General features: G+C 47.1%; 13 protein-coding genes and 1 pseudogene. 9 read left to right on the forward strand and 5 right to left on the reverse strand.

Going from position 1 to position 17,176, the window contains the following annotated elements:
* Positions 1 to 35: 35 nt before the first annotated feature.
* Positions 36 to 2,120, forward strand: coding sequence for a rubrerythrin (gene rbr / locus H6A32_RS02360; protein WP_191427305.1), 2,085 nt, complete (start codon positions 36 to 38; stop codon positions 2,118 to 2,120).
* Between the two features lie 37 nt (positions 2,121 to 2,157).
* Positions 2,158 to 2,379, forward strand: a pseudogene (locus H6A32_RS02365) (DUF1905 domain-containing protein); the annotation flags it as partial.
* A gap of 90 nt (positions 2,380 to 2,469) precedes the next feature.
* On the opposite strand, the gene H6A32_RS02370 reads toward H6A32_RS02365, so the two are convergent.
* From H6A32_RS02370 to H6A32_RS02380, 3 genes are all read right to left on the reverse strand, one after another.
* A complete protein-coding gene (locus tag H6A32_RS02370) occupies positions 2,470 to 5,136 on the reverse strand; it encodes a heavy metal translocating P-type ATPase (protein WP_204863661.1) in 2,667 nt (888 codons plus the stop codon).
* Positions 5,137 to 5,336: 200 nt separating this feature from the next.
* A complete protein-coding gene (locus tag H6A32_RS02375; protein ID WP_204863662.1) occupies positions 5,337 to 6,365 on the reverse strand; it encodes a helix-turn-helix domain-containing protein in 1,029 nt (342 codons plus the stop codon).
* A 3-nt stretch (positions 6,366 to 6,368) separates the two neighbouring features.
* Positions 6,369 to 6,749 (reverse strand): ArsR/SmtB family transcription factor, encoded by a 381-nt coding sequence (locus tag H6A32_RS02380; protein WP_087166781.1) that lies wholly within the window; start codon positions 6,747 to 6,749, stop codon positions 6,369 to 6,371.
* Positions 6,750 to 6,788: 39 nt separating this feature from the next.
* Here H6A32_RS02380 and H6A32_RS02385 point away from each other — a divergent pair, with 39 nt between their 5' ends.
* From H6A32_RS02385 to H6A32_RS02395, 3 genes are all read left to right on the forward strand, one after another.
* A complete protein-coding gene (locus H6A32_RS02385) occupies positions 6,789 to 6,935 on the forward strand; it encodes a hypothetical protein (protein ID WP_204863663.1) in 147 nt (48 codons plus the stop codon).
* Between the two features lie 44 nt (positions 6,936 to 6,979).
* Positions 6,980 to 7,198 (forward strand): cation transporter, encoded by a 219-nt coding sequence (locus H6A32_RS02390; RefSeq protein WP_087166782.1) that lies wholly within the window; start codon positions 6,980 to 6,982, stop codon positions 7,196 to 7,198.
* Positions 7,199 to 7,322: 124 nt separating this feature from the next.
* Positions 7,323 to 9,209 carry a heavy metal translocating P-type ATPase gene (locus H6A32_RS02395; RefSeq protein ID WP_204863664.1) on the forward strand — a complete coding sequence of 629 codons (1,887 nt, stop codon included), beginning with the start codon at positions 7,323 to 7,325 and terminating at the stop codon, positions 9,207 to 9,209.
* Here the strand turns inward: H6A32_RS02395 and H6A32_RS02400 are convergent.
* Positions 9,193 to 9,999 carry a Cof-type HAD-IIB family hydrolase gene (locus H6A32_RS02400; RefSeq protein WP_207753120.1) on the reverse strand — a complete coding sequence of 269 codons (807 nt, stop codon included), beginning with the start codon at positions 9,997 to 9,999 and terminating at the stop codon, positions 9,193 to 9,195. The genes H6A32_RS02395 and H6A32_RS02400 overlap by 17 nt on opposite strands.
* Positions 10,000 to 10,042: 43 nt before the next feature.
* A complete protein-coding gene (locus H6A32_RS02405; protein WP_204863665.1) occupies positions 10,043 to 11,197 on the reverse strand; it encodes a double-cubane-cluster-containing anaerobic reductase in 1,155 nt (384 codons plus the stop codon).
* Positions 11,198 to 11,557: 360 nt separating this feature from the next.
* On the opposite strand from H6A32_RS02405, the gene licT reads away from it, so the two are divergent.
* The 4 genes from licT (at position 11,558) to H6A32_RS02425 (ending at position 17,138) form a co-directional block, all read left to right on the forward strand.
* Complete coding sequence (gene licT / locus H6A32_RS16800) at positions 11,558 to 12,397, forward strand: BglG family transcription antiterminator LicT (RefSeq protein WP_087252247.1); 840 nt, start codon at positions 11,558 to 11,560, stop codon at positions 12,395 to 12,397.
* 145 nt (positions 12,398 to 12,542) lie between these two features.
* Positions 12,543 to 14,456 carry a beta-glucoside-specific PTS transporter subunit IIABC gene (locus tag H6A32_RS02415; protein ID WP_204863666.1) on the forward strand — a complete coding sequence of 638 codons (1,914 nt, stop codon included), beginning with the start codon at positions 12,543 to 12,545 and terminating at the stop codon, positions 14,454 to 14,456.
* 24 nt (positions 14,457 to 14,480) lie between these two features.
* The gene (locus H6A32_RS02420) at positions 14,481 to 15,938 is read left to right on the forward strand and encodes a glycoside hydrolase family 1 protein (protein ID WP_191435359.1); all 1,458 of its coding nucleotides are present in this window, start codon (positions 14,481 to 14,483) and stop codon (positions 15,936 to 15,938) included.
* 114 nt (positions 15,939 to 16,052) lie between these two features.
* Positions 16,053 to 17,138, forward strand: a complete 1,086-nt coding sequence (locus H6A32_RS02425) for a M24 family metallopeptidase (RefSeq protein WP_087166789.1) — start codon at positions 16,053 to 16,055, stop codon at positions 17,136 to 17,138.
* Positions 17,139 to 17,176 lie beyond the last annotated feature (38 nt).

The raw sequence follows: 17,176 nt of genomic DNA on the forward strand, positions 1-17,176 counted from the left end.
GCAGAAGAAAATACAAAGGAAGAAGGAGAAGAGTCATGTCAAAACATTTACCTTTGTCCGTGCGGGTTCCGATTGAGAGCGACAATCCAGGCATCTGCAGGGACGAAGAGGCATGTATCAGATGCGGGATGTGCAGGGACGTGTGTACGAATGTAATTGGGGTACACGGTACGTACACACTGGAAGAAACCGGGGATACGGCGATCTGTATCCACTGTGGCCAGTGCGCCAATGTCTGCCCGACCGCAAGTATCACGGAGGTATATGAATATCAGGCGGTGAGAGCGGCTATTGCAGATCCGGACAAAGTGGTTATTGTCAGTACCTCACCGTCGGTCAGAGTCGCACTGGGAGAAGAGTTCGGTATGAAGCCGGGCGATTTTGTCCAGGGAAAAATGGTTGCTCTTTTGCGGGCGCTTGGAGCAGACTATGTGCTGGATACGAATTTTGCGGCGGATCTTACCATCATGGAAGAAGCGGCCGAACTGCTGGAAAGGATCACAAAAAAGACGGCGCCGTTGCCACAGTTTACAAGTTGCTGCCCGGCCTGGGTCAAGTTTGCGGAAACCTATTATCCGGAACTGCTGCCGAATCTTTCTACGGCAAAAAGCCCGATCGGGATGCAGGGACCGACAATCAAAACGTACTTTGCTCAGAAGATGGGAATTGATCCAAAAGAGATTGTGAATGTAGCCTTGACGCCGTGTACAGCCAAGAAGTTTGAAATCCGCAGACCGGAAATGAATGCGGCCGGAAAACAGCTTGGAGAGCCGGCCATGCGGGACATGGATCATGTTGTGACGACCCGTGAGCTGGCACGATGGGCAAAGGAAGAGGGGATCGATTTTGCAAAACTGGAGGAAAGCAAATACGATTCTCTGATGGGAGAAGCATCCGGCGCCGGTGTGATTTTCGGAAATACCGGAGGGGTGATGGAGGCCGCGCTTAGGACTGCATATTATAGTCTTACCGGGGAAAATGCGCCAAAGGAGTTCTATCAGTTAGAGCCGGTGAGAGGATATGAGGGCATCAGGGAAGCGAGTCTTGATATTGCCGGAACACAGTTGAATGTTGCCGTTGTGCACGGCACACAAAATGCAAGGAAGATGATCGAACGCCTGAAAGAGGGGAAGAAAGATTATCACTTTATCGAGGTGATGGCCTGCCCGGGAGGCTGTATCGGCGGAGGCGGACAGCCGCGCAATCTGGAGGTGGATGCCGATCAGACGAGAAAAGCAAGGATAGCGGGGCTCTACAGCCGGGATGAGCAGATGACGCTGCGGTTCAGTCACGAGAATCCGGAAATCAAAAAACTTTATGAAGAATTTTACGGTACACCGCTAAGCAGGCTGGCTGAGAAGATGCTTCATACTTCCTACATCAGCAGAGCAGAAGATTTAACGAAACATGGAAACGAACAAGAGACGGAAGAAAGAAACGAGGAAAACACAATGACAAAATGGAAATGTAAGATCTGTGGTTATATTTATGAAGGAGAGACTCTGCCGGAAGACTTTGTATGTCCGATCTGCAAACAGCCGGCATCCTCTTTTGAAAAGATAGAGGAAATACCGGCGGCAGGAACTTCTCCGTATGCCGGAACAAAGACAGAAAAGAATCTTCAGGAAGCATTCTCAGGGGAAAGCCAGGCAAGAAATAAATACACCTTTTTTGCGCAGGTTGCACAGAGAGAAGGATATGAGCAGATAGCGGAATTATTCCTCCAGACAGCCCGCAACGAACAGGAACATGCCCGCCTGTGGTATCAGGAATTAGGACACATCGGGACAAGTAAAGAAAACCTCCTGGCGGCAGCAGCAGGAGAAAATTATGAGTGGACCGATATGTATGAGCGCATGGCGAAAGATGCCGAGGAAGAAGGTTTTCATGATCTTGCAGAACGGTTCCGGAGAGTAGGCGCGATCGAAAAACGTCATGAGGAACGTTACAGACAGCTTCTGGAGAATCTTGAAAAAGGACAGGTATTTGAGAAAATCGAAGAAACTGTATGGGAATGCCGCGTGTGTGGACACATCCATGTAGGAACAAAAGCTCCGGATGTATGCCCGGTATGCAGCTACAGCCAGTCCTACTTTGAAGTGCATAAAAAGAACTACTAATAGCAGCCATAAGAAAAAAAGAAAAGGATGAAAGATGGATATCAGGCAGGAATTTGGAAAGGGCCGGGTCAAGGTGGAAGCAACATTTGACGGAGTTCCGTACAGTGGAAGTATTGTAAATATGGGTGTCAAAAATGATGATGGCTCTGTCTGCTATATTATCGGAATCCGCAAAGATATCCGAAAGGCGATAGGAAAAGAACCGGGAGATACCGTGCTTGTTACGATCCAGGAAGCGGTCCCGGACAGAAAAGAATAATTCGAATAGAAATAAAGCTGGAAGAAACCAGTCCTTTTGAAAGGCACGGTTTCTTCCAGCTTTTGTGCAAATAGAGAGTAATGAAGTTACTTAAGCAATGGTCTGAACTCCTGTTACTTCATATCCTTCTTCTGTCACAGCGGCAGTGAGCATTTCATCAGTAACGGATTCCGGTACACAGACAGTTGCTGTCTTGTCTTCCAGGCTGACAACAACATCCGTTGCACCCTCAATTGCTTCAAGAGCTTTCTTTACGTGCTTTACGCAGTTCTGGCACATCATTCCTTCTACTGAGAGTTGTTTTTTCATTGTGATACCTCCTGTATTTTGTTTCGTTTTATTTTGACAGCAGTCTTCTTGCGGGAGGGCTTCCCTTGCGGAAGGCTCTTCGGAAGAGACGTGTTCTGCTATCGTCGTGTGTGTAACAGTAAATGGCTTAGTATCTGTCGCCGTATTGTCGGAAGCGGCAGCGGATCCGTGTTTCGGCTTGAAGAAGCGCAGACGGAGCGCATTACTTACGACAAAGACGGAACTGAAGCTCATGGCGAGAGCCGCAACCATCGGATTCATCTTCAGCCCAAAGGCGGTGTAGAAGCATCCGGCTGCAACCGGAATACAGATTGCATTGTAGAAAAAAGCCCAGAACAGGTTTTCCTTGATGTTGCGGATGGTCGCTTTGCTCAGTTCGATGGCGCCTGCTACATCCAGCAGGTCATTTTTCATCAGGACAATGTCGGCAGATTCCATGGCAATGTCAGTGCCTGCACCGATGGCGATTCCGACATCCGCTCTGGCAAGAGCCGGAGCATCATTGATACCATCACCCACCATGGCGGTCTTTTTGCCGCTCTCCTGAATCCGGCGGATTTCTTCTTCCTTATCCTGAGGAAGCACTTCGGCAATGACCCGATCCACACCGACCTGCCGGCGGATTGCTTCGGCAGTCTTTTTGTGGTCTCCGGTCAGCATGACGACTTCAATTCCCATGGCCTGAAGCTCTTTGACGGCCTGACGGCTTGTCGGTTTTACGACATCGGCTACTGCGATCATGCCAAGAAGCCGTCCGCCTTCGGCAAAGTATAGTGGGGTCTTACCGTCGGATGCCATTTTATCCTGTAACTGCTCCAGTGCCGGATCATGGATGGAAAAGGCGTCCATCATTTTCTGGTTTCCGGCCAGATATTCTACGCCGTCGATTGTTCCCTTGATGCCCTGCCCCGGTATCTGCTGAAAGTTCTGTACTGCAAGATACGCGATCTGGTGGTTTTCTGCTTCCTCGACAATCGCATGTCCAAGTGGATGTTCAGAGAGCTTTTCCAGGGAGGCAGCCACCTGAAGAAGTCGGGCTTCCGACACTTTCGGCTCGCAGACAATATCGGTCACCATCGGTTTTCCCTGGGTGATTGTACCCGTCTTATCCATGACAACCGTCTGGATCGAGTGGGCGGTTTCCAGCGCCTCTGCGGACTTGATCAGAATTCCGTTTGTGGCGCCGCGACCGGTGCCGACCATGATTGCGGTCGGAGTCGCAAGTCCAAGCGCACATGGACAGGAGACAACCAGAACGGAAACGGCGATGGTCAGCGCAAATTCAAAGGATGCTCCCAGGATCATCCAGACAACAGCGGAAACAATGGCAATGGTAATGACAATCGGGACGAAAACGCCGGCTACCTTATCTGCAAGCTTTGCGATCGGAGCCTTGGAACTGGTCGCTTCATCCACGAGACGGATAATCTGTGCAAGAGCGGTTTCGTCCCCGACTTTGGTTGCCTGCATTTTGAAATATCCACTCTTATTGACAGTTGCGCCGATAACTTTATCTCCGGCCTGCTTGTCAACAGGAATACTTTCGCCTGTTATCGCAGATTCATCAATGGAGGCAGAGCCTTCCATCAGGATTCCGTCTACCGGGATGGATTCGCCGGCCTTTACAATCAGTATATCACCTTTTTCCAGTTCTTCCACCGGAATTGTGGATTCCACACCGTCACGGATGACGGTTGCGGTCTTCGGGGCAAGGTTCAGAAGCTTGTTGATGGCATCGGAAGTCCTGCCTTTTGCACGTGCCTCGAAAAACTTGCCGAGGGTGATCAGCGTCAGGATCGTGCCTGCACCCTCAAAGTACAGGTCGTGGGAAAACTGATGCACCATTGCAATATCCCCGTGTCCGAGACCGAATGCGATCTTGTACAGTGCATAGATGCCGTATACGAGAGAGGCACCGGATCCGAGAGCGATCAGGGAATCCATATTCGGGGATTTGTGAATCAGTGTCTTAAACCCGACACGATAGTATTTGAAGTTGATAAATACGACCGGAATCAGGAGCAGAAACTGGGTAAAGGCGAAGATCATGGAATTTTCCGTGCCAAGGAAGATGCCCGGCAGCGGCCAGCCCATCATATGTCCCATGGAAAGATAAAACAGTGGAACCGTGAAGATAAAGGACCAGATCACTCTTCGTTTCATGCTCTCATATTCGTTTTTCGCGGCAATGGCAGATGAGGACTGCACCGTGGCGGCAGAAGTTTTCTTCTGACCGTCCGCCTGCAAGAAAGCACCGTATCCGGCCTTCTCGACTGCATGAACGATATCGGCTTCGGATAAAGTCTGATCATCGTAGTTGACGACCATGCTGTTTTTTAAGAGGTTGACCGAACACTCTTTCATACCGGGAAGAGCCGAGACTGCTTTTTCCACACGGGAAGAGCAGGCAGCACAGCTCATGCCGGTTACATTATATTTTTCCTGCATATCTATTCTCCTTTCTGGCTGTACGGCCGGAAGAAAACCGGCGTATCATGACCATGTATATTTTATGAGGAAACAGATACACATATACGGGGTATGAGTATCTGTGTGGCTTTAGTATAATCCAAAACAAAAAGTTTGACTTGCCCAATCAGAAATAAAATTAGTCCAAATGGAAGAAGTAGAAAAATGGACAGACGTTTTCATATGTCTGTCCGCTTCTGCTGGATAAAATTTCCTTCTCTGTATTTTTTTCGATAACTGCTCGGTGTCAGATTGGTGAATTCTTTAAATGCCTTGGCGAATTTCCCCTGTGTTTCGTATCCTACTTTTGCGGCAATCTCGGCAATGCTATCGTCTGTCTGCTGCAGAAGTTCCATCGCCTTACGGATCCGGAATTCTTTCATATAAGTTGCAATGGGCATTCCGTAAACGCCTTTAAAAATTTCTTTGAGCGAGGAAGTGTTGATTAGATACTGGCGGGACAGCTCTTCAATCGTATACCGGCGGTCCAGGTGTTCCGTAAGCTGATGATGGATCTCCTGCATCAGTGCGGCCTGCCGGGACTGGACCTGGGCAGGGGCCGAGATCTCCGGGGACAGGCGGTATAAATAGAGAAGCAGTTCCTGAACTTTCAATTTAAAATATGGCATGCGGAGCTGTTCCGGAAGTCCGTATAATGGGCGGAAAATGACGTCAATATCCGGCCCGGACGGAAGAACGGCCGGGGTCTCCGGCAGACAGAACCATCGATATAGAAGGTCCGGATCCAGCATTATGTCCCGTAGAATCGGAGGCATGTGCAAAGAAAGTTCTTTCAGATTGATAAAAATACTGATCCCTTCGCAGTAACCAAGCGGAAATGTCATAACAGAATCTGCGCAGCAGTCTGTACTGTGCAGGGACAGATCCCCACTTCCGAGGTAGACGGAGGTTCCGCTTTTGAAATTCCAGCCGATTCGGCCGAAGCGGCAGTGGGTAATCTCAAGAATATGACGGTTGGCACCGTGCCGGAAAGAGACCTGATCTGCCAGAAACCAGTCGAGAGAAAGCAGGATGCCGGGAAATACAGGATAAATCTCCAGTTTCCCTTTTCCGGACGTCTGTGATTCGAACTGCTCTGTAAACAGGCTGCTTCCCTGATGGTCGTCCGTGTGCTGTTCAAGAACAAGGGAACCGTTTGGAATATCGCATAAAATAGATTCGATCTGAATGAATGGTTCATGTTTCATATTCTATTTCCCCTCTTTATGACTGGGTGAGGAAGAAGGACAGGAAATCTGGATCACCTGCTCGATCATGTGATGAAGCAGTTGAGCCTGTACCGTGTCGGCCGCTTTATAATAGACTTCTTTTCCTTCACGCCGGCTGACAATCAGTCCGGTGATTTTTAACTGTTTCAGATGGTGGGAGACTGCCGGGCTGCTCATTTCTACAAGCGAGGAGATATTGATGACACATTCCTCGCAGTGGCATAAAAGCCAGAAAATCCGGATCCGGCTCTGATCGCTCATCTGTTTGAACAGATCCGCGACAATCTGAAAGTCTTCCGGATTTGGAATCTGATCCGGCATGTGTTCAAATGTCTGGCCGTGATCATGTGGTAAAGTTTTCATAAGCGATTCCTCCTTTGATGCTATTTTTACTATAACAGCATGAACGAAAGAAAACAAGGCAGAAGAAATTTCCGTGAAGAAGAAGGAATTTGCCCAAAAGGAAATAGATTTAGCCGGTTTGGAAGGGAATTTGATATGATTATTGACCTGAAAGGAAGATATGCTATCATAAAGACAAACGATTAAACAGTTGTTTAATTAAGCAAGAGTAACAGAAAGGATGTAGAATCATGAAAAGAAGTTATAAGATCGAAGTAGACTGTGCGAACTGCGCAAATAAAATGGAAGCTGCGGCAAAGAAGACTCCAGGTGTAAAAGATGCTGTTGTTAATTTTATGCTGCTGAAGATGAATGTTGAGTTTGAAGATGGACAGAATCCGAAGGAAGTGATGCAGGAAGTCCTCAAAAACTGCAAAAAGGTAGAGGCTGACTGTGAGATCTTTCTTTAAAATGTTCGTTTTTGAATAAGTGCACCGTAGATTTACAAGAAAAATTCTGCGGTGCATTTCTTAAGAATAATATATGAATACATGAGCGTATGAGCATATATAAAAATGAAAGAAGGGAATTACTATGACAAAAAAACAGAAAATCATGCTGGTGCGGATTTTGATTGCGGCCCTGCTTCTTGTCGGACTGAATTTTGTCCCGGCAGAAGGCTGGCTCCGGTTTGTACTGTACCTGATCCCGTATCTCGTGATCGGTTATGATATTTTACTGAAGGCATTCAAAGGGATCCGGAACGGCCAGGTGTTTGACGAGTGTTTCCTGATGGCAGTGGCAACGATCGGAGCCATTGCTCTGGCACTTTATGAAAGGAGCGGAGATTATACGGAGGCCATCGCCGTCATGCTCTTCTACCAGATTGGAGAATGGTTCCAGAGTTATGCGGTCGGAAAAAGCCGCCGCAATATCAGTGAATTGATGGATATCCGGCCGGATTATGCCAATATCGAAAAAGATGGAAAACTCGAAAAAGTAGATCCGTATGATGTGGAAATCGGAAGTACGATTGTAGTTCAGCCGGGGGAAAAGGTACCTCTCGATGGTATCATTGTGGAAGGAACCTCCACTTTAAATACCAGTGCGCTGACAGGAGAAAGTCTTCCAAAAGATGCGGAAGCCGGAGATGAAATTATCAGCGGATGTATTAACATGACAGGTGTTCTGAAGGTACGTACCACAAAAGAATTTGGCGAATCTACAGTATCGAAGATTCTGGATCTGGTGGAGAATGCAAGCTCCAGAAAATCCCGTTCAGAAGATTTTATCTCCAGATTTGCCCGGGTATATACGCCTGGGGTCTGCTATGCGGCACTGGCGCTTGCCTTCCTGCCGCCGCTTGTCCGGATGCTTTTTATGGGCCTTCCGGCGGACTGGGGAACCTGGATCTACCGGGCGCTTACCTTCCTCGTCATCAGCTGTCCGTGTGCCCTTGTGATCAGTATTCCACTTAGCTTCTTCGCAGGAATCGGAGGGGCAGGTAATGCAGGGGTTCTCGTAAAGGGTTCCAATTATCTGGAAACACTTTCCCGGACAAAGACCGTGGTCTTTGACAAGACCGGGACACTGACGAAAGGTGTCTTTGAAGTCAATGCCATTCATCACAATTCCATGGAGGAGGAAAAACTGCTCGAATATGCGGCTCTTGCGGAGAGTGCGTCTTCCCACCCGATCAGCAGGAGTCTGCAGAATGCCTACGGGAAAGCGATAGACCGTTCCCGTGTGGAGAACATTCAGGAGATCAGTGGAAACGGTGTGACGGCCCGCGTGGACGGTGTGGAAGTGGCGGCGGGAAATGACAAGCTCATGGAGCGTCTGGGAATTCCTTATCAGAACTGCCATCTGGCCGGAACGATTATCCATATGGCGATAGACGGCGCGTATGCAGGTCATATCGTGATTTCGGATATTGTGAAGCCGCATGCCAGAGAGGCTGTACAGACATTGAAAAAAGCAGGGGTCACAAAAACAGTGATGCTGACCGGAGATGCTGCAAAAGTGGCGGATAAAGTAGCTGCAGAGCTTGGAATCGATATGGTTTACAGTGAACTGCTTCCTGCGGATAAGGTAAAAAAAGTGGAAGAGCTTTTAAAGGAAAAACCGGAAAAATCGGCACTGGCATTTGTGGGCGACGGAATCAATGACGCCCCGGTTCTGGGACGTGCAGATATCGGAATCGCCATGGGAGCCATGGGATCGGATGCAGCGATCGAGGCGGCGGATGTAGTGCTGATGGATGATGATCCGATGAAGATTGCAAAGGCGATCCGGATATCCCGGAAATGCCTGCGGATTGTTTACCAGAATATTGTATTTGCCATCGGTATTAAGCTGATCTGCCTGCTTCTGGGAGCGGTAGGAATCGCAAATATGTGGCTGGCTATTTTTGCGGATGTCGGGGTTATGATTCTGGCAGTGCTGAATGCGATCCGGGCACTGTTCATAAAAAAGCTGTAAGCAGGGAACGCACAGCCTCGGCAACACCGTCGTGGTTGTTGGAGGAAACAACAACATCGGCCATGGATCTTAAGGCCGGTACGGCATTCCCCATCGCAAAGCGCAGTCCGGATGCCTGAAACATGGTAATATCATTTTCACCGTCACCGATGCAGGCAATCTCGTCCTTTGAGACAGAAAGATAGTCTGCCACAGCTGAAAGGGCAGTGCCCTTGGTGGCATTGGAGGAATAAATTTCCGCATAATACGATGTGCGGGCAGAAGAAAGCTCAGGGAACTCAGACACGATGCGTCTGGTACGTTCCCTGGCTTTTTTTGTGAGAAGGAAAAACTGCAGCTCCTCCACGTCCGCGTGCCGGCTTCGGATAAATTCTGCAAGATCCGGCACCGCCTTTGCCTGGGAGGCGTCACGGCCATAGATCAGATGTCCGAAGAAAGGCAGAAGCTGACCCTGCAACAGATAATCATGGCGGATATGTGCCGCCATTTTCAGATCCGGCCCCTGGCAGGATTCAATAATTGTCGCCGCTGCTTCGTAAGGCATGAGAGCACGGAAGAGAGTCTTTCGTTCTTTCAGATCTACGGCAACAGCGCCGTTGGAGGAGATGACATAGCGGAACAGGCCCGTTTTCCTGAGCTGATGCGGAATACAGGAGAGCGCGCGTCCGGTAGTAGGGACAATCTCAATCCCCGATGTCCGGGCAAGGTATAACGCATCCATTGTCTTTTTGCTGATTTTACTGTAGGAATTCAGACAGGTTCCGTCCATGTCAAGTGCAAGCAGTTTCATAATGTTTTTCCTCTTTTCTTGTTAAAGCAAATGGTGTCAATCGTTACTGTAACAGTTCGACAAAAGCGCCGAGTCTTGTATCGATCTGTGCCTGATCCGACGGGGAATAGTCGGTGTTAATGGCAATATATGGAATATGCTTCTTCTGTGTGACAAATTTCTTGACCGCGTCGGATTCGATAGCAAAGGTGTGGCATGCCTGAAGCAGCACTTCCACGACACCGTCCACCTGGTATTCATCGATCTGCACATCCAGAGCTTCGAGACGGCCAGGGTTCGGACTCATGACGGAGCAGTTGACGCGGAGATATTTCTCTGCAATCGCAGTGATCGGATCCTTTTCTTCATCAATCGGATCTTTCTTTTCACGAGGGCCGCAGCAGTTTTCAAATCCGACAACGTCGGCTCCAAGCTCCTCAATCCGTTTCACGATCTTGTCCATGACGCCGTTTGTCGGACATCCGGTAATGAGGACACGCGGCCGGGACGGCTTTCCTTTATATTCACGTTCATAAAGATCTTTTAATTCGGTGGTACGTTGGTTGAGAAATGCGATTTTTTCTTCCAGATCCGGTGAAAATTCGTTGGAAGAAATCACGGTATTGATTTCATAGCCGCTGATCGGGGATGGTTTCAGCCGTGCCACCTCGAAGAAGTCAAGGACAGCTTTGCGTTCCCGGTTCCGGAGCTTGATGGCATCCCGGATTTTATCTTCTGTAATGGTAATGCCGTAAAACTGTTCCAGATCTTCCTTTACGCTGATGACTTCCTGTTTCCAGAATTCCAGCGCACCCCGTCCGGTCTTTCCGGGCGGAAGCTGCATGATGTGGCAGTGTTTCAGCTCGCCCATCAGCTCGTACATCTTTTTCTTCCCGTCACAGGTTGTTTCGGCCAGAACCATATCCGAAAAATAAAAGAACGGGCACCGGTCGGTCACAGCGGCACCATAGCTGGCCTTGATGAGCGGACAGAGGTTTTTCGGAAGCCGGAGCTCGGCAGCAGGGATGTTGTCGTCTCCGATTCCGCACAGAACAACGGCAACGGCATCCGCGGCAAGGATCAGTTCCCACGGGGTATAGGTACAGAAGACCCCGACGATCCGGCGGCCCTGCTCTTTTAGTTCTTTCATGGTGATAAATGCCTTCTTGCGGGCTTCCGGGTAAGTTTCAAAGTTTTCCGGTAAAGAAAATTCTGGCATTTTGGTTCCTCCTTGGTTGTCAATTATAATTATACTAGATATTATAGGAAAAATCCAAAAAGATTGAAAATAGAAACAGACTATAAGAAGGATAGAGAAAATCGATAATAGAAGTAGGGGGACAATTTTGGATGTTTTGCCTAAAAATAAAGAAATAAAATTATGATAAATGATGAAAAGAAAATTTATAGTGGACAAATGAAGCTGAAGCTGATAATATAGATGCGTAAATGAAGTTTGTTATTACGTAATGGTAAGCAAGACTGTTTATAATACTGATGGACTGGTATTGTAGGCAGTTTTTTATTTTGCATCAAAGTACTTCGCTGTTTCGCCGCTTACCGGAAGGGATGAGAGCAAGTGAAAATTGTCAGAGTTCTAAACACGAACGCGGTCGTATCGACAGACCGGCAGGGAAAAGAAATCATCATCACCGGTGCCGGTATTGGATTTAAAAAGAAAAAAGGCGAGGAACTGGATAAATCTCTTGTAGAGAAGATTTACTGCCTGCAAAGTGAAGAAGATAATCACCGGCTTCAGCAGGTGGTTCGGGAGATTTCAGAGAAGTATCTGGAGACGGCCGGGAAAGTCGTGGTTTCGGCGAGAAATGCGGGATTGAAAGTCCGGGATACTTTGTATGTAACGCTGACTGATCATATCAATTCCGCAGTCGAGCGTTATCAGAACGGGATCAGCCTGAAAAACATGATGCGTCATGAGATCAGGAAGTTTTACCCTCAGGAGTACCGGATCGGCTGTCAGGCAATCGAATGGATTGAGAAAAAGACAGGGATTGATCTTGGAGAAGATGAGGCGGCATTTATTGCCATGCATATCGTATCTTCCGAGTTCGAGACAAGTGAAGTTTCAGATGTGCAGAAGATTACAGAACTGATCAATGCAATTATCAAGATTGTAAAAATGCATTTTAAGATTGATTTCGATGAGGATTCCGTATCCTATCAGAGATTTCTGACACATTTGAAGTTCTTTTCCGCCCGGGTTATGGACGGCGAAGTGTATCAGGACAGCATGGAGGAAATCTACCGTGCCATGGTAGTGCAGAACAGCCGGGCATATACCGGCGTGGAAAAAGTGGCACAGTTTATCGAAAAGCAGTACGGGTACAGGCTTAGTATTGATGAAGAGCTGTATCTGCTGATTCATATAAAAAGAATATTGGATGAACAACAAGAGTAGTTCACAGGTTTGTTATTATTCAGTTAAGCAAGACCTGACCGCAAAAAGAACGTACATCCCGGGAATGTACGTGCTTTTTGCGGTCAGGTCTTTGTGTTTTCCGGGAAATGCCGGAGAAATAAATATTTTATGAAGAGGTGAAGACATGGATTACGCAAGTGTAGCCAAAAAAATCCTGCAGCGTGTAGGGGGAAAAGAAAATGTAATCAGTCTTGTACATTGTATGACAAGACTTCGATTCACACTGAAAGATGAGTCCATCGTAGATGATGAGGCGGTAAAAAAGACAAAAGGCGTTATGGGCGTCATGAAGAAGGCGGGCCAGTATCAGATCATTATTGGAAATGATGTAGCCAATGTATATGCAGAGCTCAATAAGCTTGGCAATTTCTCAAGTGAGGCTCCGAAAAAGGCGCCGGAGAAGAAAGAGAAAAAGAATGTGGTTTCCATGCTGATGGATACGATTTCCGGCATTATGGCTCCGGTTATTCCGGCCATCATCGGTGCGGCAATGATCAAGGTACTTTTAACGCTCCTTCCGATGATTGGAGTGCTGAGTACTGAAGGAGATACCTACAATCTGTTAAGTGTAATGGGTGACGGTGCATTCTTCTTTATGCCGGTGCTGATTGCGATTTCCGCATCCAAGAAATTCGGCACCAATATGTATTATGCGGCAAGTATCGCACTGATTATGCTGCATCCGAATTTTATTTCTCTGATGAGCGAGGCAAATGAAGCAGGCGAAATAGTAAAATTTCTGGGATTCATCCCGGTAACGTATGCATCTTATTCCTACTCGGTTATTCCGATTATCCTTGCGGTGTGGTCGCTGAAATATGTGGAAAAACTGGTAGACAAGATTACTCCTGTGGTGACAAAGAACTTCTTAAAACCGATGCTGGTCGTACTGATTGAAGCACCGATTGCACTGATCGTGTTAGGACCTCTTGGGGCTATTTTCGGAAATGTATTGTCTGACGCGGTATACTTTGTTCACGACAAGCTTGGATTTATCGCAATCGGTATTGTAGCCGGAATCTATCCGTTTGTCGTGATGGCAGGAATGCACCATGCATTTACACCGATCAAGCTTGGAATGATCGCGACAACAGGATATGAAAACTTTATCTGTATCGGAGAACTCTGCTCCAACATGGCACAGGGTGCGGCGGCGCTTGCAGTATCCATCAAAAGTAAAAACAAAGATTTCAAACAGATTGCCGGTTCTTCCGCATTTTCCGCACTGTTTGCCGGAATTACGGAGCCTGCTCTTTACGGTGTAACACTTCGTCTGAAACGGCCGATGCTTGGCGCATGTATTGGAGCGGCTGTAGGAGGACTGTTCGGCGGATTCTTCCAGATGAAATGCTTTGGTATTGCAACACCGGCGATTGTAACGATTGTACAGTATGTAGAGGAAGACCGGGCATCCAGCCTTCTGATCGCAGCACTTACGATTCTTCTGACAGTTGTAGTGACATTTATTGCAACAATGATTATCGGATTTGAGGATATTGTGGATGAGGACGATGATCTGGATGAAGTGACAATGGAAGCGGATGTAAAAGAGGAAGCACTGGAAGAGAAACTCCTTAAAGAAGGAGAAGAAATTCACGTATCCAGCCCGATGCAGGGAGAATGTATTCCGCTGGAAGAGGTAAAAGATGCGACATTTTCACAGGGAATCCTCGGAAAAGGAACAGCGGTGATCCCGGAAAAAGGGGAAGTGAGAGCGCCGTTCGACGGTCGGATTGACGTGATGTTTGAGACTGGACATGCAGTTGGAATGACAAGTGAAGACGGGGTAGAACTTCTGATTCACGTTGGAATGGATACTGTAAATCTGGAAGGAAAATATTTCTACCCGAAAAAGTCATCCGGAGACAAGGTGAAAAAAGGAGAAGTGATTCTGGAATTTGACAAAGATGAAATTGTCAAGGCGGGATATGACATTACGACTCCGATTATCGTCTCCAACACAGATAAATTCAAAGACGTGGAGGCTGACGTGACCGGGCCGGTGAAAGAACTGGATGAGATTTTAGTAATTAAATAAGAAAAGAAAGCAGGAGGAAAGGCAATGGAACAGATGAAAGCAGCCGGATTTCCGGAAGGATTTTTATGGGGCAGCGCATCTGCCGCATACCAGATTGAAGGCGGCTGGCAGGAAGGCGGCAAAGGCGTAACAAACTGGGATACATTCGTACGTATTCCTGGAAAGACATTTAAAGCGACAACAGGCGATGTGGCGGTTGATCATTATCACAGATACAAAGAGGATATTGCATTGATGGCAGAAATGGGACTGAAGACCTACCGCTTTTCCATCTCCTGGGCAAGAATCTACCCGGAAGGAAAAGGGGAAGTTAATGAGGAAGGCGTTGCCTTTTATCAGAATATCATTGATGAATGTCTGAAATACCGGATCGAACCAATGGTGACGATCTACCACTGGGATCTTCCTCAGGCACTTGTGGACGCTTATCAGGGATGGGAAAGCCCACAGATTATCGATGACTTTGTCAATTATGCAAAGACACTGTTCACACGATTTGGAGATAAAGTGAAATACTGGATTACACTGAATGAGCAGAATATTTTCACTTCCCTTGGATGGCTCACTGCACAGCATCCGCCTGGAAAATTTGATGACCAGAAAATGTTTTATCAGGTGAATCACCATGCTTTTATGGCTCATGCAAAAACTGTGCTTGCCTACCGGGAGATGGGCGGAAAAGGCGAGATCGGTGCAAGTTTTGCATATACCCCGTCCTATGCGCTGGACTGTAAACCCATCAATGCCATGGCAAAAGCAAATTACGATGATCTGAAAAATTACTGGTGGATGGATGTTTATGCATATGGACGTTATCCGATTGCTGCTCTTACTTATTTAAAAAAGAAAGGATTCGCACCGGACATGGCTGAAGGCGATGAGGAGATCTTAAGAAAGGCGGCTAAAGAGATCACCTTCATGGGCGTAAATTATTATCAGAGCTGTGTCTGTGAATACAATCCGATAGATGGTGTTACACCGTACGGAACGATGAATACAAGCGGTGTCAAAGGATCTGCTCAGGAAGTGGGAATTCAGGGAATCTATAAGAATCCTGCAAATCCATATCTTCTGACAACCGACTGGGACTGGAGCATTGATCCGTCCGGACTGTGGTTCTGCTGCCGTGAGATTACAAGCCGTTATGGACTTCCGATTATCATTTCCGAAAACGGACTTGGCGCATTTGACAAGAAAACGGAAAAAAATGAGATTCATGATGAGTACCGGATCTGCTATCTGAAAGAACATATCAAGGCACTGGGAGAAGCGATTGAAGAGGGATGTCAGGTTCTTGCATACTGCACCTGGTCCTTCACCGACCTCTTAAGCTGGCTGAACGGCTACCAGAAGCGATACGGATTCGTCTATGTGGACCGGGAAGAAGAGGAAGGCGGTACCTTAAACCGCTATAAAAAAGACAGCTTTTACTGGTACCAGAATGTGATCCGGACGAACGGAGTGGAGCTCTTTAAAGAGTAACGCTTTTGGTGTTCTGAAAGTGCTTTCAGGACATCCCCATGATTGACTTTTATATATGACAAGATTATAATAATATCAGCTAGATAAAAACATATTGAAAGTGGGGTATTAGCAATGGATCAAGCAAAATTAGGAAGAATCTTAACAAAGATGGAAGAGCAGGGAATGCCGCAGATGATCATTTCCGATCCTCCGACAATTTATTACTTAACAGGTAAGTGGATTCATCCGGGCGAAAGAATGTTAGCTCTTTACCTGAATGTAAACGGAAACCACAAACTTGTAATTAATAAGTTATTCCCACAGGAAAAAGATCTTGGTGTTGAGCTTGTTTGGTATGATGATGTAGAGGATGCAGTTGAAATCTTAAGCCAGTTTGTTGAAAAAGACAAACCGATCGGAATTGATAAAGTATGGCCGGCAAGATTCCTTCTCAGACTTCAGGAATTAGGCGCAGGAAGCAAATTCCTTAACGGTTCTATGATCGTTGACTATGTGAGAATGGTAAAAGACGAGCATGAGCAGCAGTTGATGAGAGAAGCTTCCCTTGCAAACGACAAGATTATGGAAGAGCTGATTCCGCTTGTAGTAAAAGGATACACAGAAAACGAACTGAACGCAAAAGTTCGCGAAATGTATGCGGCTACAGGTCATTCAGGAGTTTCCTTTGACCCGATCACAGCATACGGAAAATCCGGTGCAGATCCGCATCATGTAACAGATGATACAAAAGGAAAACGTGGAGACAGCGTTGTACTTGATATCGGCGGTATCTTAAATGACTACTGCTCAGATATGACAAGAACAGTTTTCATCGGAGAAGTATCTGACAAAGCAAGAGAAGTATACGAGATCGTAAAAGAAGCTCAGCAGAGAGGTATCGATGCTGTAAAACCGGGCGCAAGAATGTGTGACGTTGACCTTGCCTGCCGTAACTACATCACAGAAAAAGGATATGGCGAATACTTCACACACAGAACAGGACATTCCATCGGTATGGAAGACCATGAATACGGCGATGTTTCTTCTGTAAACGAAGACATCATCCAGGTTGGACAGGTATTCTCCATCGAACCGGGTATCTACCTGATGGACGAAGGAATCGGTGTTCGTATCGAAGACCTTGTTATCGTAACAGAGGACGGATGCGAAGTACTGAACCACTTCACAAAAGATCTGATCGTAGTTCCGGAAGAATAAGAAAAGCAAATGAAATCCCTCGGATGAAAGTCCGGGGG

This window comes from Drancourtella massiliensis, from assembly GCF_016900655.1.
In the GTDB taxonomy this organism is placed as follows: Bacteria; Bacillota; Clostridia; order Lachnospirales; family Lachnospiraceae; genus Sellimonas; species Sellimonas catena.